22 protein-coding genes are annotated in these 24,396 nt (G+C 49.5%); 7 read left to right on the forward strand and 15 right to left on the reverse strand.

Going from position 1 to position 24,396, the window contains the following annotated elements:
* Positions 1-42: 42 nt before the first annotated feature.
* The 3 genes from WC490_03300 to WC490_03310 are packed head-to-tail and all read left to right on the forward strand — an operon-like array spanning position 43 to position 4,250.
* Entirely contained in the window at positions 43-2,037 is a 1,995-nt protein-coding gene (locus tag WC490_03300; protein ID MFA5097636.1) for a hypothetical protein, read from the forward strand.
* A 49-nt stretch (positions 2,038-2,086) separates the two neighbouring features.
* A complete protein-coding gene (locus WC490_03305; GenBank protein ID MFA5097637.1) occupies positions 2,087-3,685 on the forward strand; it encodes a TIGR03960 family B12-binding radical SAM protein in 1,599 nt (532 codons plus the stop codon).
* The gene (locus WC490_03310) at positions 3,660-4,250 is read left to right on the forward strand and encodes a TIGR03936 family radical SAM-associated protein (protein MFA5097638.1); all 591 of its coding nucleotides are present in this window, start codon (positions 3,660-3,662) and stop codon (positions 4,248-4,250) included. Before WC490_03305 ends, WC490_03310 begins: the two co-directional genes overlap by 26 nt.
* Here the strand turns inward: WC490_03310 and WC490_03315 are convergent, their stop codons facing one another.
* The 7 genes from WC490_03315 to ilvD form a co-directional block, all read right to left on the reverse strand.
* Positions 4,251-5,426, reverse strand: coding sequence for a glycoside hydrolase family 5 protein (locus WC490_03315; GenBank protein ID MFA5097639.1), 1,176 nt, complete (start codon positions 5,424-5,426; stop codon positions 4,251-4,253).
* Positions 5,419-7,119: a threonine--tRNA ligase gene (thrS, locus tag WC490_03320; GenBank protein ID MFA5097640.1), complete on the reverse strand. Its 1,701-nt coding sequence runs from the start codon at positions 7,117-7,119 to the stop codon at positions 5,419-5,421. The genes WC490_03315 and thrS overlap by 8 nt, the downstream gene beginning before the upstream one ends.
* 79 nt (positions 7,120-7,198) lie before the next feature.
* Positions 7,199-8,272: a 1-deoxy-D-xylulose-5-phosphate reductoisomerase gene (gene dxr / locus WC490_03325; GenBank protein ID MFA5097641.1), complete on the reverse strand. Its 1,074-nt coding sequence runs from the start codon at positions 8,270-8,272 to the stop codon at positions 7,199-7,201.
* A 36-nt stretch (positions 8,273-8,308) separates the two neighbouring features.
* Positions 8,309-9,307 carry a ketol-acid reductoisomerase gene (ilvC, locus tag WC490_03330; protein ID MFA5097642.1) on the reverse strand — a complete coding sequence of 333 codons (999 nt, stop codon included), beginning with the start codon at positions 9,305-9,307 and terminating at the stop codon, positions 8,309-8,311.
* A gap of 15 nt (positions 9,308-9,322) precedes the next feature.
* Positions 9,323-9,811: an acetolactate synthase small subunit gene (ilvN, locus tag WC490_03335; GenBank protein ID MFA5097643.1), complete on the reverse strand. Its 489-nt coding sequence runs from the start codon at positions 9,809-9,811 to the stop codon at positions 9,323-9,325.
* 1 nt (position 9,812) lies between these two features.
* On the reverse strand, positions 9,813-11,486 hold the full coding sequence (ilvB, locus tag WC490_03340; GenBank protein ID MFA5097644.1) for a biosynthetic-type acetolactate synthase large subunit: 1,674 nt from the start codon (positions 11,484-11,486) through the stop codon (positions 9,813-9,815).
* A gap of 151 nt (positions 11,487-11,637) precedes the next feature.
* Positions 11,638-13,290 carry a dihydroxy-acid dehydratase gene (gene ilvD / locus WC490_03345; protein MFA5097645.1) on the reverse strand — a complete coding sequence of 551 codons (1,653 nt, stop codon included), beginning with the start codon at positions 13,288-13,290 and terminating at the stop codon, positions 11,638-11,640.
* Positions 13,291-13,436: 146 nt separating this feature from the next.
* On the opposite strand from ilvD, the gene WC490_03350 reads away from it, so the two are divergent.
* Positions 13,437-15,014, forward strand: a complete 1,578-nt coding sequence (locus WC490_03350) for a sodium-dependent transporter (GenBank protein ID MFA5097646.1) — start codon at positions 13,437-13,439, stop codon at positions 15,012-15,014.
* 137 nt (positions 15,015-15,151) lie between these two features.
* Positions 15,152-16,666: a phosphodiester glycosidase family protein gene (locus tag WC490_03355; GenBank protein MFA5097647.1), complete on the forward strand. Its 1,515-nt coding sequence runs from the start codon at positions 15,152-15,154 to the stop codon at positions 16,664-16,666.
* Here WC490_03355 and fmt read toward each other — a convergent pair.
* Genes fmt through gmk form a run of 6 tightly spaced genes read right to left on the reverse strand, consistent with a single transcriptional unit; the run spans position 16,653 to position 22,276 of the window.
* On the reverse strand, positions 16,653-17,621 hold the full coding sequence (gene fmt, locus WC490_03360) for a methionyl-tRNA formyltransferase (GenBank protein ID MFA5097648.1): 969 nt from the start codon (positions 17,619-17,621) through the stop codon (positions 16,653-16,655). The genes WC490_03355 and fmt overlap by 14 nt on opposite strands.
* A complete protein-coding gene (def, locus tag WC490_03365; GenBank protein ID MFA5097649.1) occupies positions 17,618-18,103 on the reverse strand; it encodes a peptide deformylase in 486 nt (161 codons plus the stop codon). The genes fmt and def overlap by 4 nt, the downstream gene beginning before the upstream one ends.
* 11 nt (positions 18,104-18,114) lie before the next feature.
* Positions 18,115-20,109 carry a primosomal protein N' gene (gene priA, locus WC490_03370; protein ID MFA5097650.1) on the reverse strand — a complete coding sequence of 665 codons (1,995 nt, stop codon included), beginning with the start codon at positions 20,107-20,109 and terminating at the stop codon, positions 18,115-18,117.
* A gap of 9 nt (positions 20,110-20,118) precedes the next feature.
* Positions 20,119-21,324 carry a bifunctional phosphopantothenoylcysteine decarboxylase/phosphopantothenate--cysteine ligase CoaBC gene (gene coaBC / locus WC490_03375; GenBank protein ID MFA5097651.1) on the reverse strand — a complete coding sequence of 402 codons (1,206 nt, stop codon included), beginning with the start codon at positions 21,322-21,324 and terminating at the stop codon, positions 20,119-20,121.
* A 29-nt stretch (positions 21,325-21,353) separates the two neighbouring features.
* Entirely contained in the window at positions 21,354-21,647 is a 294-nt protein-coding gene (locus WC490_03380; GenBank protein MFA5097652.1) for a DNA-directed RNA polymerase subunit omega, read from the reverse strand.
* Between the two features lie 17 nt (positions 21,648-21,664).
* A complete protein-coding gene (gene gmk / locus WC490_03385) occupies positions 21,665-22,276 on the reverse strand; it encodes a guanylate kinase (GenBank protein ID MFA5097653.1) in 612 nt (203 codons plus the stop codon).
* Positions 22,277-22,333: 57 nt separating this feature from the next.
* Here gmk and WC490_03390 point away from each other — a divergent pair, with 57 nt between their 5' ends.
* Both WC490_03390 and WC490_03395 read left to right on the forward strand, forming a co-directional pair.
* Entirely contained in the window at positions 22,334-22,843 is a 510-nt protein-coding gene (locus tag WC490_03390) for a hypothetical protein (GenBank protein ID MFA5097654.1), read from the forward strand.
* Between the two features lie 51 nt (positions 22,844-22,894).
* Complete coding sequence (locus WC490_03395) at positions 22,895-23,119, forward strand: hypothetical protein (protein ID MFA5097655.1); 225 nt, start codon at positions 22,895-22,897, stop codon at positions 23,117-23,119.
* 6 nt (positions 23,120-23,125) lie between these two features.
* Here WC490_03395 and WC490_03400 read toward each other — a convergent pair whose 3' ends face one another.
* Positions 23,126-23,629, reverse strand: coding sequence for a TPM domain-containing protein (locus WC490_03400; GenBank protein ID MFA5097656.1), 504 nt, complete (start codon positions 23,627-23,629; stop codon positions 23,126-23,128).
* Between the two features lie 16 nt (positions 23,630-23,645).
* The gene (locus tag WC490_03405; GenBank protein ID MFA5097657.1) at positions 23,646-24,374 is read right to left on the reverse strand and encodes a metallophosphoesterase family protein; all 729 of its coding nucleotides are present in this window, start codon (positions 24,372-24,374) and stop codon (positions 23,646-23,648) included.
* Positions 24,375-24,396 lie beyond the last annotated feature (22 nt).

Raw genomic sequence — 24,396 nt, forward strand, 5'->3', positions numbered from 1 at the left:
CGACAACTTCTTGTGAACAGCATAATCACAAAGGAGAAATAGATGCCGACAACGCCGCTTATAAGGACTATAGCAGGAATGCCGGAATTTTCGGGCAGGCTGGGAACAGAAGTTCTTAGAAGTATGGTGATCAGGGATAACAATTCAGGGTTCTATCACTCCAGAGGACAGGCCCCCTTGTCCGTAATGATAAACGGTCCCCAGCTGGCACCTTTTCTTGGTGTGAGTCAGCCGCCGCTTTATTACACAATGACCGCTTCCGGACAGGTCCATACAGGCAATGTCAGCTGTATCAGGCTGGCAACCGATCTTGCCAAAGACATGGGTTTTAAGAACCCTCTGGCCGAGGTCTGTCTTGACGGGGGAAAGTCAGTCTTATATCTTTCCAAAGGGGGTTATTTTGCGGTCACCTGCGTGTACGGGGATCCCGATCTATTTAAGAGAGGGGATGTTATCGCTAAAGGCGGGGTCAGGATAATGGCGGAAGCCGGTCTTGCCGAAACAGCCATCCTAAACATGATCGAGCCTACTGTCTCACAATACCTGCGAGCTTTTGTAGATCTTGGCACCTTGGGCTTCAGCCGCTCCGAAGGCCCCGATATGAAACCGGCCTGCCTGGACGAAGGAGCATTAATGGGGCTGATGGACCGCATAGGAAGGCAGGCAGAAGACGATCTTGGCGTGCAGTTGGTCCCTTTTACGACAAGCGGACCCGGAGAACTGGGGTTCTTTAACCACGACGAATGGAGAGGGACTTCTTACGGACATCTTGAATGTCTTTGCGCATTGTTGTCCAATGCCTCCGTACTTTCACATTTTGGCATAGACCGCTCAAACCCGATCACTATGAACATTCAGGGCTACGGAGAAGTCGGTTCCAATATCGTCAGGCTTCTAAGGGAAGTGGAAAGATATTCAAGGTACGGATTTGCGGTTTCCGGAATATCTGATGAATCGGGGGCTTTTTATAATCCCTCGGGGTTTTCTTTGGATCTTCTTTACGAGCTTGCCCAAGAAAGAGAGCGCGGCTGGGGCATTAATGCAAGCACTCCTTTCACCTTGGCCGCCAGTTCCCACTATAGGACTATTGCCCCGCATCAAATAGAAAGGGACGCTCTGATCTTTATGCCGGCAGTCATTTCTATAGCAGCCGGACCGCCTTATGTTATAAGAGATACCAATGATGTTTCAAGACTTCAAACCAGGATCTGGGCTCCTGTTGCTAACGCTCCTCTCGGGACAAAGACTTCGTCCGGAGAAGAGATCAGGCAGATAGAAACGGCGATGCAAGACAAAAGGATCATTAACCTGCCTGCATGGATGCTCAATTTTGGAGGGATAGCACTTTCAAAAGAAGAGATACTCCACAGGCTTATGGCCGGAGGCATACATAATATGACGGATCCCCTAACAAGAGCCTGGCTAAAGGAACATGTTAACGAAGGCGATGTTAGCGACACAGCCTGGACAAATATGGGGTGGGCTTTGCACGAATGGGCAAAAGTCGGCTACGGATCCCCGATAAGCGATATTTTGGGAAACCGCATAGCCCATATTCAAGAAAGAAGAAGGCAGATACTCATGGGATGGGACAGAAGCGATAGCCTGCCTGGAAATTTAATGAGGATGGACAGCGCCACCATGAGAGCAAAAATGGAAGTAATGGCAAATGACTTCTCAAGCGAAGAACTGGAGAACATGAGGCGTCTTTTGACCGACTGGGACGCTCCGGAAGAGGAAAGAAGGGTTGCCGCCGATGTTTTAGGAAAGCTCTGTTCAAAGGGCTGCCAAAACGATTTCTTGGAAATAATTGAAAGGGGCTTAACAGCAGATCTTCAAACGCTCGCACAGAGCACTGTCATGTTCAGGAACGCAGCCACCGGCCTCGGGTACATCCTCGAAGGCAGGGCTGCCACGCACGGGGACATCTTGAACAGATTAAAGGAAGTTCTCATAGTGCTGAAGTCCCAAAACACCGAAGAGGCTTTCGGCAAGATCGTGGCGCTCGAATGGCTCTTGGACAAACTTGGTTCCTGACCGATACCTGTAAGGGCAGGACATCGTTCATTTGTTATAATGATGACAGATGCATGACCTTATTCGCGATAAAATCCTGCCGGCCGTATCAAAGCCCGCGCGCTATATCGGAAACGAGCTGAATTCCATTCACAAAGGCCACAAAGGCATGGTAAAGGTGGCGCTGTGCTATCCGGACACCTATGAGATAGGCATGTCCAACCTGGGGCTGTCCATTCTTTATCACCTGATCATCAAAAGAGAGGATGCCATTTGCGAAAGAGTTTTTTCCCCATGGCCCGACATGGAAGCGGCCATGAAAGAGCACGGAGTACCGCTTTTTTCGCTTGAATCCTGGAAACCGATAAAGGATTTTGATATCCTCGGGTTTTCTCTGCAGCATGAGCTTACTTACACGAACATGCTCAACATCCTTAAATTGTCGGACATCCCGCTTAAGCGGAAAGAAAGGACCGGAGGCCATCCCCTGATAATTGCCGGAGGGGCCTGCACCAATAATCCGGAGCCGTTATCCGATTTTATCGATGCCTTTGTTCTAGGCGACGGCGAAGAGGTGATACGGGAGATAATAGATGCATATAAATCCTGTAGGGATCGGCCACAACCGACCCCTACGCACACGCCTTTATTGGATAATTTGTCCAAAATCGACGGGGTATATGTACCCGATCATAATGAATTGAAAAATGTCAAACGCCGGACGGTTAAGGACCTGAACTCTATCGATTATCCCGCCAAACCGATAGTCCCTTTCATAGAGGTAGTCCACGACAGGGCCACCATAGAGATAATGCGGGGCTGTCCCAGAAGATGCAGTTTTTGCCAGGCCGGAACAGTAAATAAGCCCGTCCGGCTGGTTGACCCGGAAAAGGTAGTTGCTCTTGCTAAAGAAACAATAAAGAACACCGGGTTTGAAGAGGTCTCTCTTGTTTCGCTCTCCAGCTGCGATTATCCCAGGATCTGGGAGGTCGCAAACGAGCTGGGAAAGGCCTTTGGGCCAAAAAGGATCTCTGTCTCTCTGCCCTCGATGAGGCCCGACAGCTTTAGGGCTGATATAGCAAAAGAACTGCAGAATGTCAGAAAGTCAGGAATTACTCTGGCTCCCGAGGCAGGAACACAGAGGCTGCGCGATCATATACACAAGGACCTGACGGAAGAAAACATCCTGTCCTCCATAGGTAACGCTTTTGCATCCGGCGCCAACAGCGTAAAACTCTATTTTATGATAGGGCTCCCGACAGAAACAGAAGAAGACCTGGCAGGAATTGTTGCTTTATCCAACAGAATAATCAAAGAAGGCAAGACCGTTAATCCCCGGGCAAAGATAACCGTTAATGTTTCGACATTCATACCAAAGAAAAACACTCCTTTTGAGAATGAAAAGATGATCTCACTGGATAAGATACAGAAAAAACAGAACTATCTTAAACAGAACCTTAGGCATAAAAGCATAGAACTGCGCTGGCATAAAGCGGAGATGTCCGTCATAGAAGGCTTGTTTTCATCCCTCGAAGCCGGACGAGGGCTTCCTATGGCCAAAATATTGCTTGATGCTTTTGAAGCCGGCTGCAGATTTGACAACTGGACCGAACATTTTGACTATTGCAAATGGGAGGTGGCAATTGCAGCGCATAAGGATCAAATATAAAAAAGGCGGCGGGCTCGTGTTTATCGGCCACCTTGACATGATCCGGCTGTGGGAGCGCGCGGTAAGGAGAGGCGAGCTGCCGGTCGCATATTCTCAGGGTTATAATCCGAGGCAAAAATTGGCGTTCGGCCCTCCCCTGCCCCTTGGCATGGCCTCAGACTGCGAATACCTGGACATCTTTCTGGAAAAATGGGCCTCGGCTGAAAAAGTGAAAGCGGACCTGGAGCTTACGCTTATGCCAGGCATAGAGATACTGGGAGTTACTTCCGTGTTTTCCGGCATGCCTTCTATCTCTTCCTCAATAAAGACCGCTGTTTACGAAATAAAGACCGTAAAGGACCCGTCAAAGAAAGCGCAGGAAATACTGTCAACCAATTCAATTATTGTTGTCAGGAAAGAAAATCAGATGGATATACGGCCCATGATAAAAAAGATAGGGTTTTCCGGAAATACAGTCAACATTGAGGTCAGATGCGACAACAGCGGCTCTATCAAAGGCAGCGAACTTAAAGGCCTTTTCAAAGAAACCGGCATCGCTTCAATTAAGAGGACAAACCTTTTCTGATCACAGATATTTCTTGGCCACGGCAAAGAGTTTTTTGTTCAAAACAAAATTGTCTGTAGAAAGGAGCGTGAAAAGGTCTTTCTTTCTGCTTCCATAGATGCCGTAAAAGTTGTCCATTCCTGTCTTTGTTGCCGCATTGCCTATGATGCCGCTGGCATCGGACAACTGAAAAACCCCGTCCGGCAAAGGGACCCCTTTTACCGATTTATAGGTCCAGTAGGTCCAGTGTATCCCGTATTTTTTGAACAGGGACAGCACATCGTCCACCCATCTGTACTCTGCTCCGCAGAGGTCGCACCTGGAAGCCACTCCGAACTCCCCGCAAAAAAGCGGCTTCTTCAATTTATTTGCAAATCTGACGCTGTCTTTTATCAGCTTTTCCATCTCTTTTTTGTTCCATAGCTTTCCCAGCACCCTGCCGGGATATTTTAGTCCTGGGAGCCAGTTAAAAGTGTATTCTACGGGACGGTAATAATGTATGCTGACCGCCAAATTATCATCTTTAAGGCTTTCAATATAGTCAGTGTCCATACCCCAATTGTTGCCCTCAACAAAGATGATATGCCTGTCCCCCTGTCCTCTTACCGCCGAGATCACCTTCTGGAAGGTCTTTGTAAGCAAAGGGATGTTGTCCGTCACCGGCTCGTTCATAACATCATAGCCGGCTATCATCTTTTCGCTCTTAAAGGCGGATGAAAGCTTTTTCCAGAGCTTTATGTACTGGTTTCTATACCCCGGCCTCTGCCAGAAAAGAGCCCTGCCGTCGCTGTCGGAGTGCCAGTCTATGTTCTGGGAACCCGGGACCGCATGCATGTCCAGGATCACATAGAGCCCCTGCTGCGCAAAAAGCCTGACCGTTTTTTTTAGATATGAGAGTCCGTTCTTTTCCTCAAGTAGCCTGTGATTGAAAGGCAGCCGAACGCAGTTGAACCCCAGATTCTTTATCCTTTTGACATCCTCCTTAGAAAAATAGGAATCCCTGAAAAGCTTTGTAAACTCAAGGGGGGCATTCTTTCCATGGAGCCTTGCCAGTTCCTTTTTGAACAAATGTTCGGGTATATTGCGGCCGCCAAGCATATACCCTTCCATCATCAGCCAGCCGCCGATATTGATGCCTTTGAGCGTTATTCTTTTGCCATGCTCATCAACGATATGTGTGCCGGAGGTTTTAAGCATGAGTAATACTTGAGATTAATTGCTCGATAGACTGAGGGCCCAGATCGCCTTTTTCCCTTGACCGCACCGCTACTTGCTTTGCTTCAACTTCTTTGTCCCCGATAACCAGCATATAGGGCACCTTTTGCAGCTGGGCTTCGCGTATCTTAAAGCCGACTTTTTCGTTGCGGCTGTCCACTTCCACCCTGAGCCCTGTCTCCTCCAGTTTTCCTGCGATCTCTTTTGCATAAGCTGCGTGCCTGTCGGCAATAGGCAGCACTATGACCTGCACCGGAGCAAGCCACAGGGGGAAAGCCCCGGCATAATGCTCCGTCAGAACACCGATGAACCTTTCCATGCTGCCGAGGACCACCCTGTGTATCATTACCGGCCTGTGCTTTTGGCCGTCCTCGCCGGCATAAGTAAGGTCAAACCTCTCCGGCAGGTTAAAGTCGGCCTGGATGGTAGGCCCCTGCCACAGCCGCCCGATCGCATCCTTTATTTTTACATCTATTTTTGGCCCGTAGAACACTCCTGCCCCGGGATCTATCTTGTACTCTATCCCCTTTGCTTTGAGCGCGGCCTCCAGGGCTTCGGTTGCGTTCTTCCAGTTTTCCTGGCTCCCTACCGCTTTGTCCGGACGGGTAGAAAGATATACTTCATAATTTTCAAAGCCGAATTTTTTTAGCATGTCAAAGGCAAAATCGATGGTCTTTTTTATCTCTTCGTTCAATTGGTCAGGCCTGCAAAAAATATGCGCGTCATCCTGGGTAAAACCTCTAACCCGCAAAAGCCCGTGCAGTACCCCCGAGCGCTCGTGCCTGTAAACCGTCCCAAGTTCAAAATACCTGATCGGAAGGTCCTTATAACTGTTGATCTTTCTTTTATAAATGAGCAGATGGTAAGGGCAGTTCATCGGCTTAAGCACATAATCCTGCTCGTCCACACTTAAAAAATACATGTTCTCTTTATAATATCCGGTGTGTCCCGAAGTTTTCCAGAGATTTTCCCTTGCGATGTGGGGAGTAATGACATGGCTGTAGCCCCTTTTTGCGTGCTCTTTTTTGAGATAGTCCTCGATCAACTGCCGCAAAATTGCTCCTTTGGGATGATAGAACACAAGCCCTGCACCGGCTTCTTCATGATAGATGTTAAACAGGTCGAGATCTTTCCCGAGTTTTCTATGATCCCTTTTTGCCGCCTCCTCAAGCCTCTTCAGGTATTCATCAAGCTCTTTTTGCGTTTCAAAAGCTGTGCCGTAGATCCTCTGGAGCATTGCGTTCTTTTCGTCCCCTCTCCAGTAGGCTCCCGCTGTCTTTAGCAGCTTAAACGCCTTGATCTTGCCGGTAGAAGCGATATGCGGCCCGCGGCACATATCAATGAACTCCCCGCTCTTATAAAAGGAGATCTTTTCATCGGGGATGCCGCTGATCAACTCGATCTTGTAGGTCTGGCCCTGCTTCTGCATCATTTGCAAAGCTTCTGCCCTGGGATATTCCACGCGCTCAAATTTTTCGTTCTTCTTTATGATCTCGCGCATCTTTTCTTCTATCACAGGCAGGTCTTCTTCCTTTAGGGCGCGGGGGAGTTCAAGATCATAATAAAAGCCGTCCTCGATGGCAGGGCCTATGGCCAGCTTTGCCTGCGGGAAGAGCTCTTTAACGGCCGCCGCCATTACATGCGATGCCGAGTGTCTTAATACTGTTATATCCATTTTTCTACGCCCGAACATAAATGTTCGGCTCCGTTTTTCTTCAACATGGAGCCGACGCTTTAGCGTCGGGATGTTCCCATTATACTATTTTTTCTGCTTCCAGCCTTGCCCACTTTTCCGCTTCAAGTATCTGACCGAGTTTGGGACTCTTGATAAACCTGTGTTTTTTCATAACGGAAGAAACTATCCCGGGAATGTCATAAAACCCTATCTTTGCATTTAAGAACAGCTCCACCGCGGTATCGTTGGCTGCAGACAGGACAGCAGGAAGGGTCCCTCCAGTTTTCCCCGCCTTGTATGCAAGTTTAAGGCACGGGAATCTGTCAGTGTCCGGCTTTTGAAATGTGAGCTCGCCCGTTTTTGCAAGATCAACGCTGCCGTACGATCTGGGCTGCCTGTTCGGGTATGTCAGAGCATATTGTATCGCCGTTCTCATATCCGGAACCCCTATCTGGGCAAGAACGGAGCCGTCCACAAATTCGACCATTGAATGTATCACGCTTTGGGGATGAACAACAACCTCGATCTTTTCATAAGGTATGCCAAAAAGATGGTGAGCTTCTATTACTTCTAATCCCTTATTCATGAGCGTGGCACAGTCTATAGTTATCTTTGGCCCCATTTTCCAGGTCGGGTGCTTCAGCGCCTGTTTTGCCGTTACTTTGGAAAGCTGCTTTTTAGAATATTTGCGGAAGGGACCTCCGGATGCGGTAAGTATGATCCTCTTTATTTTTTTATTTGGACATTGGGAATTGGACATTGGGAATTGGACATTATTCTGGGCTTCTCCCTGAATACACTGAAACACCGCGCTATGCTCGCTATCCAGCGGCAATATCTGCGCCCCATATCTTTTTGCCTCCGCCATAACAACATCTCCCGCAGCAACCAGTATCTCTTTGCTGGCAAGGGCAATGGTCTTTCTCTTTTTTATGGCAGCAATAACGGCAGCAAGCCCGGCGGTCCCGACAATGGCCATTACAACAATATCGGTTTTGGGGTCGGAGGCTATTTTTACAAGGCCTTCTCCGTCATTGTGGCCTAGATAGGCAAGCCCTGACACGCGGAATAAAGAAGGAAAGGCAGACACCACATCAAGCGCCTGCCTCCCTATAGATCCCGTTGAACCAAGTACCGCGATCCCCTTTTTCATCTATCGGTCTTCTTTTCTCCTTCAGCTCTTAAGCGCTTAAGCCTTTTTCTTCAGCCAGCTCATCATCTGGCGCAGTTCTTTGCCTACTTTTTCTATAAGGTGCTCGGCGCCCCTTTTTCTCTGGGCCAAAAACACCGGCCTTCCGGCCTGGTTCTCAAGTATCCATTCTTTGGCAAAGGTCCCGTTCTGGATCCTTCCGAGGATGAATTTCATTCTTTCGCGGGTGCCTTCGTCAATTATGTGCGGCCCCACGGTAAGGTCGCCGTACTCTGCTGTATTGCTGATGGCGGCCCTCATTCCTGAGATGCCTTTTTCGTACATAAGGTCAACGATCAGTTTGAGTTCGTGCATGCATTCAAAGTAAGCTATCTCCGGCTGATATCCGGCGTTCACCAGAGTTTCGAACCCCGCCATTACAAGGGCCGTGCAACCTCCGCAAAGGACCGCCTGCTCTCCAAACAGGTCTGTCTCTGTTTCTTCTTTGAAGGTGGTCTCAAGCACTCCGGCTTTTGTGGCGCCAATGCCCTTGGCCATTGCAAGAGCGGTCTTTCTGGCTTTGCCCGAAGCGTCCTGATACACGGCGATCAGCGCCGGGACTCCTCCGCCTTCGGTATAGACCTTTCTTACCAGAGGCCCGGGCCCCTTTGGAGCGATCATTATGACATCAACATCAGCAGGCGGTATTATTTGATGATAATGGATGTTGAAGCCGTGGGAAAACACGAGCGTTTTGCCTTTTGAAAGGTTTTTTTCTATCGATTCCTTATATACCCTGGCTTGAAGTTCGTCCGGAACAAGTATCTGGATTATGTCCGCTTTTTTTGCGGCTTCATCGGCGGACATTACCTCCATGCCGTCGGCCTTTGCTTTTTTATACTGGGCGGTGCCTTCCAGCTCTGCCACTATCACACTAACCCCGCTGTCCTTGTGGTTCATTCCCTGAGCGCTTCCCTGGCTGCCGTAGCCGATTATCGCTATCGTTTTTCCTTTCAGCAGCTTAAGGTCCGCGTCTTTATCGTAGTACATCTTTGCCATCTGACTTCTCCTTTTTTATTTTATTTCTTCCGACCTTGAAAGCGAGATCTTCCCTGTCCTTACCATCTCCTTTACCCCGTATTTGGTCAGCATATTCTCCAGGGCATCGATCTTTTCGGAATCACCCGTGGCCTCGATAATAAGCGCATCCGCTCCAAGGTCCACTATCCTGGCCCTAAAAATATCCACTATTTTGGTTATCTCCGGCCTTGTTTTTTCGTTTGCCGCCACCTTTATCAGGACAAGCTCCCTGTCAACTGCCGGGACCCCTGAGAGTTCTATGACCTTTACAACATCGATCAGCTTATACAGCTGTTTTATTATCTGCTCAAGGACCACATCGTCGCCTTCGACAACTATCGTCATTCTCGAGACATTGGGCTCTTCGGTTGTCCCGACCGCAAGACTGTGTATGTTATAGCCTCTGCGGCTAAAAAGCCCGGAGACCCTGGAAAGGACACCTGCCCTGTTCTCTACGATGACCGCCAAAGTGTGTTTTTTCATATTAATCCACTATCATTTCGTTTATGGGCTGCCCAGCCGGAACGAACGGAAAGACATTCTCTTCTCTTGCAATGACAAAATCTATGACTGTCGGCCTTTCCCTGTTGGCGATCGCCCTTTTCATGGCCGGGACAACCTCTTCCAGCTTGTGGACCCTTATGCCAAGCGCTCCGTACGCCTCCGCGATCTTTAAAAAATCCGGGTTATTGTTTAGGTCCGTATGGGAATACCTTCTGCCGTGCAAAAGTTCCTGCCACTGGCGCACCATTCCCAGATAGCCGTTGTTGAGTATCGCTATTATGACCGGGAGTTTATTGTTGACCGCGGTATTAAGTTCCTGGATGTTCATCTGGATGCTGCCGTCGCCGGCTATATCAATAACAACCTTGTCGGGACAGCCGACCTGGGCGCCTATGGCCGCAGGAAATCCAAACCCCATGGTCCCAAGCCCTCCAGAAGTGATAAATGTTCTGGGCTTTGTATAGCGATAGAATTGCGCCGCCCACATCTGGTTCTGGCCGACTTCCGTGGTTATTATCGCCTCTCCGGATGTTGCTTCGTAGATCTTTTCTATGACCTGCTGCGGCTTTAGGCTGCCGTCATTCTTAAAACAGAGAGGATGCTTATCCTTCCAGCCAAGGACCTGTTCCAGCCACGGGGTCTGCTGCTCCTTTTTTGACAGCTGCTTTATCAGAGCTTTCAGCACATTCTTAACATCCCCGACTATCGGAACATCGACCCCCACATTCTTGCCGATCTCCGCGGGATCTATGTCAATGTGTATCACCTTGGCCTTGGGCGCAAAGTGGTCTATATGTCCTGTGACCCTGTCGTCAAAACGCGCGCCCACCGCTATCAGGAGGTCGCATTCCGTGACGGAATAGTTGGCATAAACCGTACCGTGCATACCTAACATGCCCAGGGACAGATGGTGCGTTTCCGGGAACGCGCCCTTGCCAAGAAGGGTGGTAGTGGCAGGCGCCGATATCATTTCGGCAAGTTCAAGAAGTTCTTTGTCGGCTCCCGACATGATCACCCCTCCGCCGGCATATATCATCGGTTTTTCCGAAGAGCCGATAAGTTTTGCAGCGGCCGCTATCTGCTTGGGATGTCCGTGATAGGTCGGTTTATAGGCCGGCATGCTTATCTTTTCGGGATAAACGAACTCGGCTTTCTTGATCTGGATATCCTTTGGTATATCCACAAGGACCGGGCCTTTTCTGCCTGTGGAAGCAACATGGAACGCCTCTTTTATGACAGCGGGGATCTCTGCCGTGCTCTTGACAAGATAATTGTGCTTGGTTATTGGAAGAGTGATCCCGGTAATATCCGCTTCCTGGAATGAGTCCTTTCCCAGGAAAGCGGTCCCAACCTGACCGGTGATGGCAACCATAGGGATGGAATCCATATGGGCATTGGCGATCGCGGTGACAAGGTTTGTTGCGCCCGGACCGGATGTTGCCAGACAAACGCCAGTCTTTCCGGTTGCCCTTGCATAACCGTCTGCCGCGTGCCCCGCCGCCTGCTCATGCCGGACCAGGATATGCTTTATTTCCTTGAAATTGTAAAGGGAATCATAAATTGGCAGAACGGAGCCTCCTGGAAGACCAAATATAACTTCAACGCCTTCCTTTTTTAGAGATTCCAACAATGCGTCCGAGCCGGAAAGTTCCATAAAGGGGCCTTTCTGTATTTGATATATTTTACCAAATTATGGAGAGGGGCGCAACCAAGCACCCGAACCTAAAGGTTCGGCTCCAGGAGCCGACCTGCCCGCCATCCCGCCGAGCCGGGAAGGCTTGGCAGGCGGGTGCTTTAGCGTCGGGCTAAGTTTTTAATACTGCTCCTGTGCTTGCGCTTGTTACAAAATGCGCATATCTGGCAAGATAACCTGTCAGTTTTTTCTTTAACGGTTTGAAATTTTTGAGCCTCTTTGAGATCTCTTCTTGGCTGACCTTAAGCTCAAGCTTTCTGTCAGGTATGTTTATTTCTATCTCATCTCCGTCCTTTATGACTCCAATAGGGCCGCCTTCCGCCGCTTCGGGAGAAACATGCCCGACAGCCGGACCTCTGGTGCCTCCGGAAAACCTTCCGTCCGTTATGAGGCCGACTTTATCGCCAAGGCCCATCCCCACAATTGCAGCCGTAGGAGAAAGCATTTCCCTCATTCCTGGGCCGCCTTTGGGCCCTTCATAGCGGATAACCACAACATCCCCGGCCTTTATCTTTCCTTCCATTATGGCCTCCATTCCCGCCTCTTCCCCGTCAAAGCACTTTGCTTTTCCTATTATGACCCTCGCGCTCTCATTAACCGCGCTCTGCTTGACAACGGAGCCGTCCGGGGCAAGATTTCCTTTTAGGACCGCGATCCCTCCTTCTTTATGATAAGCGCTGGCAAGGTCCCTTATGACGGAACTGTCGTAGACTTCGGCTTCTTTTGCGAGCTGCTTGACGGATTTGCCGCTTACGGTAGGGTTGTCCGCTATCATGTTTACAAGGACCTTCATCGCGGCCTGAACCCCTCCGGCATATTCAAAATCCTCCATAAAATGCTCGCCTCCTGGCCGGAGATTGGTTATATGAGGCGTAACTTTGCTGATTTCTTCTATGGTATCAAGGCCGACTTCAACTCCGACCTCATGCGCTATTGCCGGGATGTGAAGACAGGAGTTTGTCGAGCCTCCAAGCGCCATATCAATTCTTATCCCGTTCATCACTGCTTCTTTTGTCATTATTTTGCGAGAGGTGATATTGTTTTTGACCAGTTCCACTATCTTTTCCCCGCTCTTATAAGCTATCATCCTCTTTTTTGATGAAACAGCCAGCGCGGTCCCGCAGCCCGGAAGGGACATCCCCATTGCCTCGGTAACGCAGGCCATTGTGTTAGCCGTATAAAGTCCGGCACAGGAACCAACCCCGGGACAGGCGCACATCTCAAGTTCTTCAAGCTCCTTATGAGATATCTTGCCCTGCTGGCAGGCAGCCAGCGCTTCAAAAGTATCTCTCACCAGGTCCGTTCTCCTGCCTTTGTGCCTTCCTGCAAGCATGGGGCCGACATTGACAATTATGCAGGGAATATCCAGCCTTCCTGCAGCCATAAGCATGCCCGGAGTGATCTTATCGCAGGCGGTCAAAAGGACCAGGCCGTCAAGCGCATGGGCTTTTGCAACGGTCTCGACCTCATCAGCTATCAATTCCCTCGAAGGAAGAGAAAAATGCATCCCGTCATGCCCCATTGCAATACCGTCGCAGATAGCCGGCAGGCCGAACTCAAAAGCAACCCCTCCCCCGCTGTGCACGCCCTTTGCGATGATCTGTGAAAGGTCTCTCATGCTAATGTGCCCGGGTACCAGGTCCGTGAAACTGTTTGCGACCCCTATGAAAGGTTTTTCAAGGCTTCCTTTTGTCACGCCTGTAGCATGCAGCAGTGACCTGTGGGGCGCTCTTTCTATGCCTTTTTTTACGCTGTCGCTTTTCATGAGGACACCTCCAGGATATGTTAATGGAATTATATCATCTGCAGGCGGTGTTTTTTGCATACAGATGTCCAGCCCGGCATCAGCAGAAGAATACAGGTCTTAGTTTGACACCTTTTTTCTACACTGCTAACATATGTCTATCCAAAATGGCCGAAGCAAAAAAAGACCGCTGGAGTTCAAAATTAGGAGTTATCCTTGCAGTTGCGGGCTCTGCCGTCGGGCTGGGGAACTTTCTGCGGTTCCCTTCGCAGGCGGCAAACAACGGCGGCGGCGCTTTCATGATCCCATACTTTATCTCCCTTCTTCTGATCGGTATTCCTCTTATGTGGATCGAGTGGTCTATTGGAAGGTACGGCGGAGTGCACGGGCATTCTACCGCTCCGGGAATGCTGCACCGACTTTGGAAGCACAGACTGTCTAAATATTTTGGGGTTATCGGCATCTTCGGTCCTCTGGTTATTTTTATCTATTATGTCTACATCGAATCCTGGCTCTTGGGTTACTGCTACTACTCTCTGACAGGACTTTTGACCAGCCTTCCGGACAAGACCTCTATGGCACAGTTCCTAGCAGGCTATCAGGGTCTTGCTTCAAACCAATATTTTAACGGCATTTCTTCGGCATATATCTTTTTTGCCATAACCTTTGCGCTAAACATGTGGATAATCTTCAGGGGCGTTTCAAAAGGGATAGAGCTGCTATGCAAGGTGGCCATGCCGGCGCTTTTTATAGCCGCTGTTATCATCCTGCTTAGAGTGGTAACGCTGGGCGCCCCCGACCTTGCCAGGCCGGACTGGAACATATTTAACGGTTTCGGGTTCTTATGGAACCCTGACTTTTCCGCACTTCTTAGCGCCAGGACCTGGCTTGCGGCCGCAGGACAGATGTTCTTTACGCTTAGCGTGGGGATAGGCGTTATCCTGACTTATGCAAGCTATCTTAAAAGGGGCGATGACATAGCTCTTTCGGGGTTGTCGGCGGCTTCGACAAATGAACTGGCAGAGGTGATCCTGGGAGGGAGCATAATAATTCCTCTTGCCTTTGCTTTTTTCGGGCCGGACGGCATAAAGGAGATCGCCTCAAGCGGCACATTCAATCTCGGCTTTATTACAATGCCTCTCATCTTTTCCAAGATATCATTCGGGGCTGTTTTCGCCTTCTTGTGGTTCTTTCTTCTTTTCTTGGCGGGACTGACCTCTTCTGTTTCGCTTATTGAGCCGACAGTAGCTTTTGTCCGGGACGATTTTAAGCTTTCCAGAAAAAAAGCTGCCTCGTTCGTTGCCGCAGCAACTTTCATCCTGTGCCAGCCGGTCATATTCTTTTTTGGCAGAGGTGTTTTGGATGAGATGGACTTCTGGGGAGGGACCTTCTGCCTGGTCCTGTTCGGCACGGTAGAGGCTCTGCTGTTAGTCTGGGCTTTCGGCATCGACAGGGCCTGGGAAGAGATCCATCACGGAGCTCAGCTCAGGATCCCTGGGTTCTACAAATGGATCATTAAATATGTCACGCCTTCGCTTCTACTGGCTATCCTGATCTCCTGGTTCGTTCAGCAGGGCTGGTCGACCATCCTAATGAAAGGCGTTGACCCCGCAAATGCGCCTTACATCCTTTGGACTAGGATCGGCTTGCTGTCGGTCTTTTTTGCTCTGGCGCTGCTGGTAAGGATATCCTGGAAAAGGGCTTCGACCCCCTCCGCTGGCTCAGCCCAAGGAGAAGAAAAATGAACTTGTTCGGCTGGCTCTTCCTCATCTTCTCCTGGGCTCTGATACTGGGGCTGTGCGCATTTTGTTTTTACAGGGTATTGGTCGAAAAAGAAGAGGAGCTGTAGTCCCTCGCGTTGTTTTTTTGCTATCATTGTTGCATGAAGAAGATACTATCCGCAGCATTGATCTTGTTTTTTCTTTCCGCATCGCTTGGAGCAGCTGTGCTTAACGGCCTCCGCCACAGCAGCGACAGCGAAAAGATCAGGCTTGTTCTTGACCTTGATTCCACGGCAGTTTTCCGCCACAGCTTATCAGACACCGGGATAACGCTTGAAATAGATGATTCTGTGGCGGCAGAAGGTCTTTCGGAGTACAGGATCCTTGATGCATTGCTCGGCCCAATTTCTATGACAGGCTCAAATAGGACCCTCAAAATAACGATCCCGACCCATTACAGGGTCGAAGGCCGGGTCTTTGCTCTGTCGCAGCCGGACAGGATAGTTGTTGACATAAACCGCACGGAAATATCCCAAGCCCCCGCCTCAGAACAATCCCCCAAAGCCAGAAAAACTCCGTTTGAGCTTCCCTCATGGTTCGGTAAAGCTCAGGAAATATCAGAAGGCCTCTATTATCTTCCGATCGATCAGGACATAAAAGGTAAAGCCGTCAGGTCGCACGCGGTCCTGGCATCACTAACAAAATTAGATCTGACCCCGGCAATAGTCGTGCCGCAGATCAAGGGAAAGGATACCGTTCCGGTATTCAGCCCGTTGTTCGATTTTTTTGGCAGGCTTTTTGGAGAAGAAAAAGAGGAACGCTATGTTCACTTTACCAGAAGAACGGTCAATACCTTTGTCAAATCGCTCGGAGGCCTTGCCGGGGTGAACGGGACCTTTTTTGGGGCGGGGGGAACTCCGCTGGGGGTATTGATAATCGACGGACAGCTGGTATCTTCTCCCTTGTTCAACAGGACAGCGCTTATAGTGAGTAAGGACGGCAGTGCAAGGATAGCACCGGTAAAAATGGAAGGGTATCTAAAACTTGAGAACGGCCAGACACTGGGGTTTTCCGCCCTTAATCAGCCGGTGGGACAGAATCAGATCGTTGTCCAGACCCCTTATTACCAGATGACCGACCCGTCCGGAGCCACTACCAACATTGTTGTTGAAGATGACAGAGTGGTCGATATCACATACGGCGAAACAAAAGTTCCCGGAAGAGGGTTCGTGGTCTGTGCCAACGGCGCTGCCGGCGAGGCGATAAGGCCCCTGTTCAAAAAAGGCGATACCGTGAAGTGGTTCTTTATCACGTCTCCGCCGTTTGACAATATAAAACATGTTATCGGAGGAGGCCCCAGGCTCGTGCAAAAAGGATATGTTAATGTCACTTCAATTGAGGAGAATTTTAGGAGGGATGTTGCCTCCGGCAGAGCGGCCCGTACTGCGGTCGGCATAACAAAAAGCGGAGATATCATACTTGCGATGGTGGAAAAGAACCAGGCCAGCATAGGCGCCACGCTTGAAGAACTGGCATCTCTTATGGTAAAACTCGGGGCCTATGAAGCTATGAACTTTGACGGGGGAGGCTCTTCTGCTCTTTCGATAAGCGGAAAATCGATGAACAGCGGCTCGCCCAGAGCGGTCAGCAACGCCATCGTGGTCATTCCCAAATAAAGCTGTCCCCTGCCTCTATCCTGTAGCCCCGTGCGAACTCCAGAGAGGACATCGCTTTGGAATTTTCCGGCTGGACCCGCGTTATCAATAGGCCGCCTTCACCCGTGGAGATCACAATTCCCTGATCTTTTATGACATCCATGACCCGGCCGGGGGGTGCATCAGAAGATCCGGTAAAGACGCCCCGGCGGGGCGTCTTTACAAAGAGTTTTCCATCCAACAGTTTTATTACCGTCCCCTTATATCTGCATACCGCCCCCGGCCAAGGAGTAAAGGCCCTTATCTTGTTCCTGATCTCTTCCGCAGGTCTGGAAAAATCTATGATGCCATCCGTTTTCTTGATCGTCGCGCAATATGAGGCAAGGGATTCCTCTTGCCGCCTTGACCCTATGCCCTTGACCCTATCATTATCGCTTAAAACTCTCAACAATAATCCCGCTCCCGCCTTGAACAATTTATCCGTCAATGTCCCTGAATTGTCTTCGTCATTTATAACGATCTTTTCCTGGGCTATTATGTCCCCTGCGTCAAGGCGTTCAATTATCTTCATGATAGTAACACCGGTCTCTTTGTCGCCGTTCAATAGTGCCGCCTGAACTGGCGAGGCTCCGCGGTATTTCGGAAGAAATGACGCATGAACATTGATACAGCCATATTTTGGAATATCCAGGAATTCTTTTGTCAGTATCTTTCCGTAAGCAACAACAACAATAAGATCAGGTTTTATCCGGGAGATCTCTTTAACGAATGCGGCATCCCCGACGTTTTCCGGTTTATAAACCGGCAGGTTATGTTCTTTTGCCAGGGCTGAGACCTTTGAGCTTAGGACCCTTAACCCTCTGCCGGTGGGCTTGTCGGGCCGGGATATCACCGCGGCCACATCCTTTTTGGCGGAAAGCAGGCAGGAAAGGATATCCGCAGCGCCTTGGGGGGTCCCCATGAAAACGAGCCTCATATCGTTTCGTCTTTTCCCGGTTTTGTATGCCTTATTCTGGAAGGGTCTTTTATCCTGTCAACAAAAAGCACGCCGTCCAGATGATCGATCTCATGCTGAAGAACTATAGCAAGATAGCCTTCAGCATCGATGCAAAGAGGTTCTCCGTTTTTATCCAAACCTTTTACAAGGACCTTTTCGCTCCTTTCGACCTGGCCCTCTATACCGGGGACCGAAAGACAGCCTTCGTAGAACATGCACTTGCCGCTTTTCTTCTGTATCTTTGGATTGATAAGCGCCACAAGCCCCTGCCCCACATCGGCAATTATAATTCTCTGTGAGACGCCCACCTGAGGAGCGGCAAGCCCCACACCCGGGGCAAGGCGCATAGTCTCTTCCATGTCCTCGATCAGTTTTTTGGTTTCGGGCAGGACTTTCGCGACAGACCTTGACTTTTTCCTTAGGATCGGGTTGCCGTCGGTAAGTATCTTTAAAGCCGCCATATAGTGCCTTTCTATCCCAGGTTAACGGGATCAACATCAACGCTCAGTCTTATCTGCCTGTTCTTTGACAGGACAGCAACCATCTCTTTGAGCTTTGATTTAATGATAGCCAAATCCTGTCCCTTAATCAACATCTGATATCTGACCATACCGCGAAGTTTTTCCAGAGGGGCTTTTACCGGCCCCAGTATCTCTATTGTCCGATCAAAGGCTTTGAGCTGCGAACAAATCTGCAGCGCCTCTTGCCTTACCGCCTCCCGGTCTTTTCCGGAGAGTATCACATTGATCAGGAAAGAGAACGGAGGATATCCGAAATCCTTTCTGGACATTATCTCCGTGGCATAGAACTTTTTGTAGTCCCCTTCCACCGCGCTTGTGACGGCATAATGCTGAGGATTAAGGGTTTGGATCACAACCCTGTCCGGAGGTATAGCGTTGTTATCTCCTGCGGTTATACGAAAAAGGAAGTCGAACGCGGACTCGGCCGCCCGAAAGTCGGGAGAGTTCAGTGCTGCGTCCGCCGAGATCACCGCGACAAGCCCGAACTTCTTTTTTGGCAGGGCCTTTAGCACCATCTGCGTCCCTATAAGCACCTGCGCTTCGTCCTTTACAAAGGCCTCAAGAGCTATCGAAGCGTTCTTTTTGGAACTGAGGTTGTCCCTGTCTATCCTTATGGTCCTGACCTTCGGGAACAGTTTTCCTATCTCGGATTCTATCTTCTGGGTCCCCGCACCGAAATAATTGATCGAATGGCTGAAGCATTTAGGACACACGATCTTTTTTTCCGAAAGAAAACCGCATCTGTGGCACCTGATAGTGCCATCCGGAGAATGATATGTAAGGGAAAGCGAACAGTTGGGACATTCTATCGCATTACCGCAGGCGCCGCAGACCAAAAATGGTGCGTATCCCCTCCTGTTCTGGATCAACATTACCGGCTTTTGTTCATCAAGCGATCGCGCTATCTCTTCCTTTAGAACTGAGCTTAACTGCCTTGACCTTTCTTCCTTTGTGTCAACAACAAGGATCTCCGGCTTGCTGTCATTGACGATTTGATCTTTCTCGCTAAAAAAATACTTTCCGTTCTGAGCCCTAAAAAAAGACTCTACGCTTGGGCTTGAAGAGCTCAGGATCAACCGGGCGGACAGTTTTTCTGCCATGAACAAAGCGGTATCCCTAACATGGTATTTGGGGGTCTGCTCGGATTTATAGGTGAACTCGTTTTCATCCTCAACAATAATAAGTCCGGGATAGTGCACGGGCGCAAATATCGCGCTTCTTGTCCCTATGGCTATTTTTGCTTTCCCCAGGTACAGCCTTTCCCATTCACAAAACCTTTCTTTTTCGGTCATATTGCTATGGATAACGGCAACAATATCTCCGAAGTTCTTTTTGAATTCTTCCACGAACCGGTTGTCATGGCCTATCTCGGGCAGAAGCAGTATGACCCCCCTGTTTTCTGAAAGGGTTTTCTGGGCCTCTTTAATGTATGTACCCGTCCTTTCTGACAAACCCGCATTAAAAAGCAGGACAGGCTTCCCAGCATCTTTCTTAGTTTGTTCTTTGGGAATTGGAAATTGTTTGCCCCGATCCCTGTCGAGGGGGAAATTGCTTGCCCCGAGCCCTGTCGAGGGGGAAATTGGAAATTCTATCCTTCTCTTCCCCGCCGTCTTCTCATAAGCCTCTATCCCCGGAGGAAGGAACAGCCTTAGGGCGCTGCCGAACAGGCAGCAGTAGTAAAAAGAGATCCACTTTGCTGTCTCAACTGAGCGTCGGGAAAACAGAGGAACTCTGGTCCTTATCTCAAGTATTTCTTTAAGGCGCTCTACCCCGGCTGGGGCTTCTTTTGAAATAGCCGTGATATAGCCGACCGCTTTTGCCCTGCCAAAAGGGATAAGCACCTGAATCCCGACAGCAGCTCTTGAGGTTGATTCCGCAGGGATCTTATATGTATATTCTTTGTCGGTCTGGGGAGAAACCTTGGAAAGGACTACCTGGACATACATGACAGATATCTAAAGGACCGAGTCCAGAATGGCTGCGGCCAGTTTTGCTTTGTCCATCTTCTTTAGTTTAACGGACTTTCCGCCGGAAATCATAAGCACAGCCTCGGATTCATCGCTTTCAAAAGCCGAAACAGGATTGGCCACGATAAGGTCCAGGTTCTTTTCCTTCAGTTTCAGTTCTGAATTCTTGATCAGATCCTTTGATTCGACCGAAAATCCTACCAGGACCTTATTCCCCTTCTTTTTCCCGAGTTCCTGCAGAATGTCATCTGTTCTCTCAAGTTTAATTGCTGCTTCGGTATCCGGTATGCGGTCCCCGGTCCCCTTTTTTATCTTGTCCTGCGACACAACAGCCGGCTTAAAATCGGAGACCGCGGCAGCCATGATGACAATATCCGCCCAATCAAAATATTTGAGCGCGGCTTTCTTCATTTCCAAAGCCGTAGAGACCTTTTCTACCGCGGCTTCTTTTGGAAAGTCGATCCTGGCATCTGCCAGAACAACCCTGACCTCTGCTCCCCTGTCCAAGGCCTGGCGGGCCAGAGCAAAACCCATCTTACCCGATGAACGGTTGCCGATAAACCTGACCGGATCTATCGCTTCCCTGGTGCCCCCCGCCGTGATAAGGACTTTTTTACCGTCAAGGTCCTGCTTAATGCCAATTTTGCTTTGTACAGCGGCAATAATGTCCTCAAGACGGGCAAGCCGTCCGTCACCTTCAATCCCGCAGGCAAGTTCTCCGGAATCCGGACCTACAAAGCAGTATCCAAGGCTTTTGAGTTTTTTGACATTCTCCTGCACTAAAGGGTTATCCCACATCCTTGTGTTCATCGCCGGAGCAAAAACCTTTGGGGAGCGGCAGGCCATTATTGTGGTAGAGAGCATATCATCAGCTATCCCGCCCGCAGTTTTGCCTATGATATTTGCGGTCGCAGGAGCCACCAGCAGCAGGTCCGCTGAATCAGAAATGGAAACATGCGGCACGGGCGTCATTACTGCGGAACTGTCATACAGTTCCGTTATGCAAGGATTTCCGGAAAGGGTGCGAAAGGTTAAAGGAGCAACAAATTCCCGGGCAGACCTGGTCATTATGACCCAAACATCCGCACCAAGTTTTTTAAGGGCCCTTAGAAGTTCTGCCGATTTGTAGGCTGCAATGCAGCCGGTGACCCCAAGGATGATCTTTTTATCTCTGAGAGGCTTAGCAGTTTGCATTTTGTTCCCGGGGCAATGGCGCTGGCGGGCTATTTTTTCTTCTTGCTTGTTTTTTTTGCCTTTTTCAGCTCTTTTTTCTCAAGCGTATCAATGGACCAGAAATCCTTAGCCTTCTGTTCTATCTCTTTGACGGGTTTTTCAACCGGCCCCTTAAGAACCTTTACACTGAACTTGTTCTCTACAAATTCGCGCATTGAGGTGTCGATGGGGTCCAGCGGATTGAATTCCTCTATATAAGGGAGGGAGCCTTCGCTTATTTCCTTTGCCCTCTGAGCCAGGGCGTTGGACAGAAGGAACTTGTTGCTGACCTTTTTGAGGAGCATATCTATATTAGGGCTTTTCAATTTAATAAGGTCCTTTCTTTTTCCACCTTTATTATAGCATTAATTTTGTCGGCCGCGGTCTCTACCCTGTCGTTGACCACTATGTAGTCGTATTTTTCCATGACCTGGAGTTCGGCAACCGCGGCCCTCAAGCGGTAATTAAGCTCCTCTACTTTTTCGGTTTTCCTGCGCCGGAGGCGGAAAGCAAGGATATCCACCGAAGGGGGAATAAGGAAGATGAAGACCGAACCAGCACTTTTTAGGATATTTTTGCCGGCAGTTTCTTTGACTTTGGCGGCTCCCTGTACATCAACCTCAAGCACAGCGGTCCCGCCTTTTTCAAGGACTTCCTGGACATAGCTCTTAGGAGTGCCGTAATATGCCCCGTGGACCTTTGCCCACTCCAAAAATTCTCCCTTTTCCGCGCCTTCAAAGAACTGCTGTTCGGTCATAAAAAAATAATCCCTTCCGTGTTTTTCCATGACCCTGGGAGCGCGCGTTGTTGCGGAGATCGAAAGCATAAGACCCGGGTTGGACTTTAGCAGGCGGTTGACCACGGTGCTTTTGCCCACGCCGGAAGGCCCGGAAATGATAACAAGCAGGCCTTTTTTACTCTTGCTCTTTTTCAAAGAAGCTCCAAAAACCTTGACTACTCGTAATATATATTATAGCATAATAGAGATTTTATGCTCAGAAACAGAATGAATATCCTCATCCTTGCAATTATTGCCGTAACGGCGCTGGCAGGGTGCAGCGGCAACACTATCAACACCCCGGGTTATTATTCCGGCCCGGGAGGAAGTTCCTTTGCCACCGCCATCGCTCCCAATTATGGGACCGGAGCTTTCGACAAATATTCTTATTCCGTCAACTACTGCGACATCTACTGTTCTATCAGCGCTCCGACCGATGAACAATGGTTCTTGATCCCTTCTGTTTCAGGAGGCTACGGGATCACCGTTACAATAACAAAACAGAGCGGGGAGTTGCCCATCACGATATACGGGGAGCTTTACGACCAGTCCGGAAGCCATATATCGGGAGGAGGAGAGATAGTTTCTCCTTCTTCAGGTCTGTCCGAGACCTATTATCTTTCCCCTTCAGCACAGAACTACGCTCTAAGGGTCCGCGGCAACGGAAGCCAGTCGTTCGGATTCAAGGCTACCGTGATCTATGGCAGCGGAGTGTCATACTAAGCCGTGATCGCAGCTTGATCTGATCCGATATTATGGAAAGGAGTATTAAGCATGAGTGGCGGAGTATCCCCCATCTACAAAGGGCTTGGCGGATTAAAGACCAGAAGGCCGGAAGGGGCAAAGGTCCCGGCTAACGCAGAGCCCCTTGTCAAAAGCATGGAAAATGCCTGCACCTACACACTGGGTTCAAGGGGCTTAGCCAATAATGACTTTTGGGCAGAGGTGAAGAACTTGTACAACAGGACCTGGCTCGGGAAAAGGCTCCCAATAAAATAGAGGGCTTTAAGCAAGCCTTTTGCTTATCTCCTCGGTGAGTTTTTTTACGCCCTCATAAAGGCCTTCGCCGTACTTGCTCTGTTTAAAGAACGGGACTATGGTCTCATCCAGAAGCTTCTCCGTGAATTCCTCGCTTATCCTGCTCTCAAGGCCGAACCCGATCTCAGTCTCTATCCTGCGCTCGAACATAGAAACGAGTATAAGTATGGCCTCATGTTTTTTCTTGCCAAGTCCCCATCTGTTAAAGAGATAAAATGCATAGTTTTCGGGTGGCATCGGTTTGGTGGTGCCGATCACGGTCACTACTATCTCTATGCCGCTCCTTCTTTCAAGATCGGTAGAGAGCTTTATCAGTTTGCCCATGTATTCCCCGCCTATAACGGCTTCATAATCGTTAACAAGTCCGATCTGCTTTGGGGGCAGCGGATACTTTTTAAAATCGAACTTAAACCCGCAGGCACAGCCCTTTTTCCATTCCGGAATTGACGCTTTGCATTTGGGACACTTCATTAACTGGTTCCTCCTTTTAGCCGCCTGTGGCCAGCAGCCGCGCCAAGTCTTCGGACAGCCCGGCCTTTTTCATCTTTTGCTGAACAGCGGCAATATCATATTCGGCTCTTTTGATCTCAATAGTCTTTTTAGCAGCATCATATAGCCCGAACGACGCTCTGGGGTCCCCGTCCCTGGGCTGACCGACGCTCCCCGCATTGATTATAGCCTTATAGATCCTTGACACATCTATCATCTGCCCATCCTTCAAAACAGCCGCATCGTATGAACCGCCGATGTCTTTTTGTATAATGAAAGGCTTGTGGGAGTGTCCCACAAAACAGAGGGTCTTTTCTAGCACGCTGAAAGTGGGGAGGCTTTCCCTTACGCTGGTTATATATTCATGCAGCTGGTTCTTTAGGCTGCCGTGGACCCCGACAAAATCATCTTCCGAGATCTCAAGGGGGAGACCTTCTAGGTAATCCAGGTTCTCTTTCTTCATGTTGGAAAGTGCCCACATCACCGCTTCCTGGCCGTCCTGAGGAAAATAGCTCATATCTATCTGCCCCAGCACCGCTTTATCGTGATTCCCGGCAACACAAAGGGCTTTTTTTTCTCTGATTATCTCAACGCACCTGTCCGGGTCGGGCCCGTAACCCACTATATCACCGAGACAAATCAGTCTGTCAACATCTCCCATTTTTGACAGGACCGTTTGCAAGGCTTCGAGGTTGCCGTGGATATCCGAAATGACGCCGTATCGCATGGATAAGGGAATTATAATTCTA

It is taken from the genome of Candidatus Margulisiibacteriota bacterium, from assembly GCA_041650635.1.
Classification (GTDB): Bacteria; Margulisbacteria; WOR-1; order JAKLHX01; family JBAZKV01; genus JBAZKV01.

Excerpts from the sequence above, each read along its gene's own strand:
- WC490_03300 (MFA5097636.1), top strand. The coding sequence starts at position 43 with ATGCCGACAACGCCGCTTATAAGGACTATAGCAGGAATGCCGGAATTT.
- WC490_03305 (MFA5097637.1), top strand. The coding sequence starts at position 2,087 with ATGCATGACCTTATTCGCGATAAAATCCTGCCGGCCGTATCAAAGCCC.
- WC490_03315 (MFA5097639.1), bottom strand. The coding sequence starts at position 5,426 with ATGCTTAAAACCTCCGGCACACATATCGTTGATGAGCATGGCAAAAGA.
- thrS (MFA5097640.1), bottom strand. The coding sequence starts at position 7,119 with ATGGATATAACAGTATTAAGACACTCGGCATCGCATGTAATGGCGGCG.
- dxr (MFA5097641.1), bottom strand. The coding sequence starts at position 8,272 with ATGAAAAAGGGGATCGCGGTACTTGGTTCAACGGGATCTATAGGGAGG.
- ilvC (MFA5097642.1), bottom strand. The coding sequence starts at position 9,307 with ATGGCAAAGATGTACTACGATAAAGACGCGGACCTTAAGCTGCTGAAA.
- ilvN (MFA5097643.1), bottom strand. The coding sequence starts at position 9,811 with ATGAAAAAACACACTTTGGCGGTCATCGTAGAGAACAGGGCAGGTGTC.
- ilvB (MFA5097644.1), bottom strand. The coding sequence starts at position 11,486 with ATGGAACTTTCCGGCTCGGACGCATTGTTGGAATCTCTAAAAAAGGAA.
- ilvD (MFA5097645.1), bottom strand. The coding sequence starts at position 13,290 with ATGAAAAGCGACAGCGTAAAAAAAGGCATAGAAAGAGCGCCCCACAGG.
- WC490_03350 (MFA5097646.1), top strand. The coding sequence starts at position 13,437 with ATGGCCGAAGCAAAAAAAGACCGCTGGAGTTCAAAATTAGGAGTTATC.
- WC490_03355 (MFA5097647.1), top strand. The coding sequence starts at position 15,152 with ATGAAGAAGATACTATCCGCAGCATTGATCTTGTTTTTTCTTTCCGCA.
- fmt (MFA5097648.1), bottom strand. The coding sequence starts at position 17,621 with ATGAGGCTCGTTTTCATGGGGACCCCCCAAGGCGCTGCGGATATCCTT.
- def (MFA5097649.1), bottom strand. The coding sequence starts at position 18,103 with ATGGCGGCTTTAAAGATACTTACCGACGGCAACCCGATCCTAAGGAAA.
- priA (MFA5097650.1), bottom strand. The coding sequence starts at position 20,109 with ATGTATGTCCAGGTAGTCCTTTCCAAGGTTTCTCCCCAGACCGACAAA.
- coaBC (MFA5097651.1), bottom strand. The coding sequence starts at position 21,324 with ATGCAAACTGCTAAGCCTCTCAGAGATAAAAAGATCATCCTTGGGGTC.
- WC490_03380 (MFA5097652.1), bottom strand. The coding sequence starts at position 21,647 with ATGCTCCTCAAAAAGGTCAGCAACAAGTTCCTTCTGTCCAACGCCCTG.
- WC490_03390 (MFA5097654.1), top strand. The coding sequence starts at position 22,334 with ATGCTCAGAAACAGAATGAATATCCTCATCCTTGCAATTATTGCCGTA.
- WC490_03395 (MFA5097655.1), top strand. The coding sequence starts at position 22,895 with ATGAGTGGCGGAGTATCCCCCATCTACAAAGGGCTTGGCGGATTAAAG.
- WC490_03400 (MFA5097656.1), bottom strand. The coding sequence starts at position 23,629 with ATGAAGTGTCCCAAATGCAAAGCGTCAATTCCGGAATGGAAAAAGGGC.
- WC490_03405 (MFA5097657.1), bottom strand. The coding sequence starts at position 24,374 with ATGCGATACGGCGTCATTTCGGATATCCACGGCAACCTCGAAGCCTTG.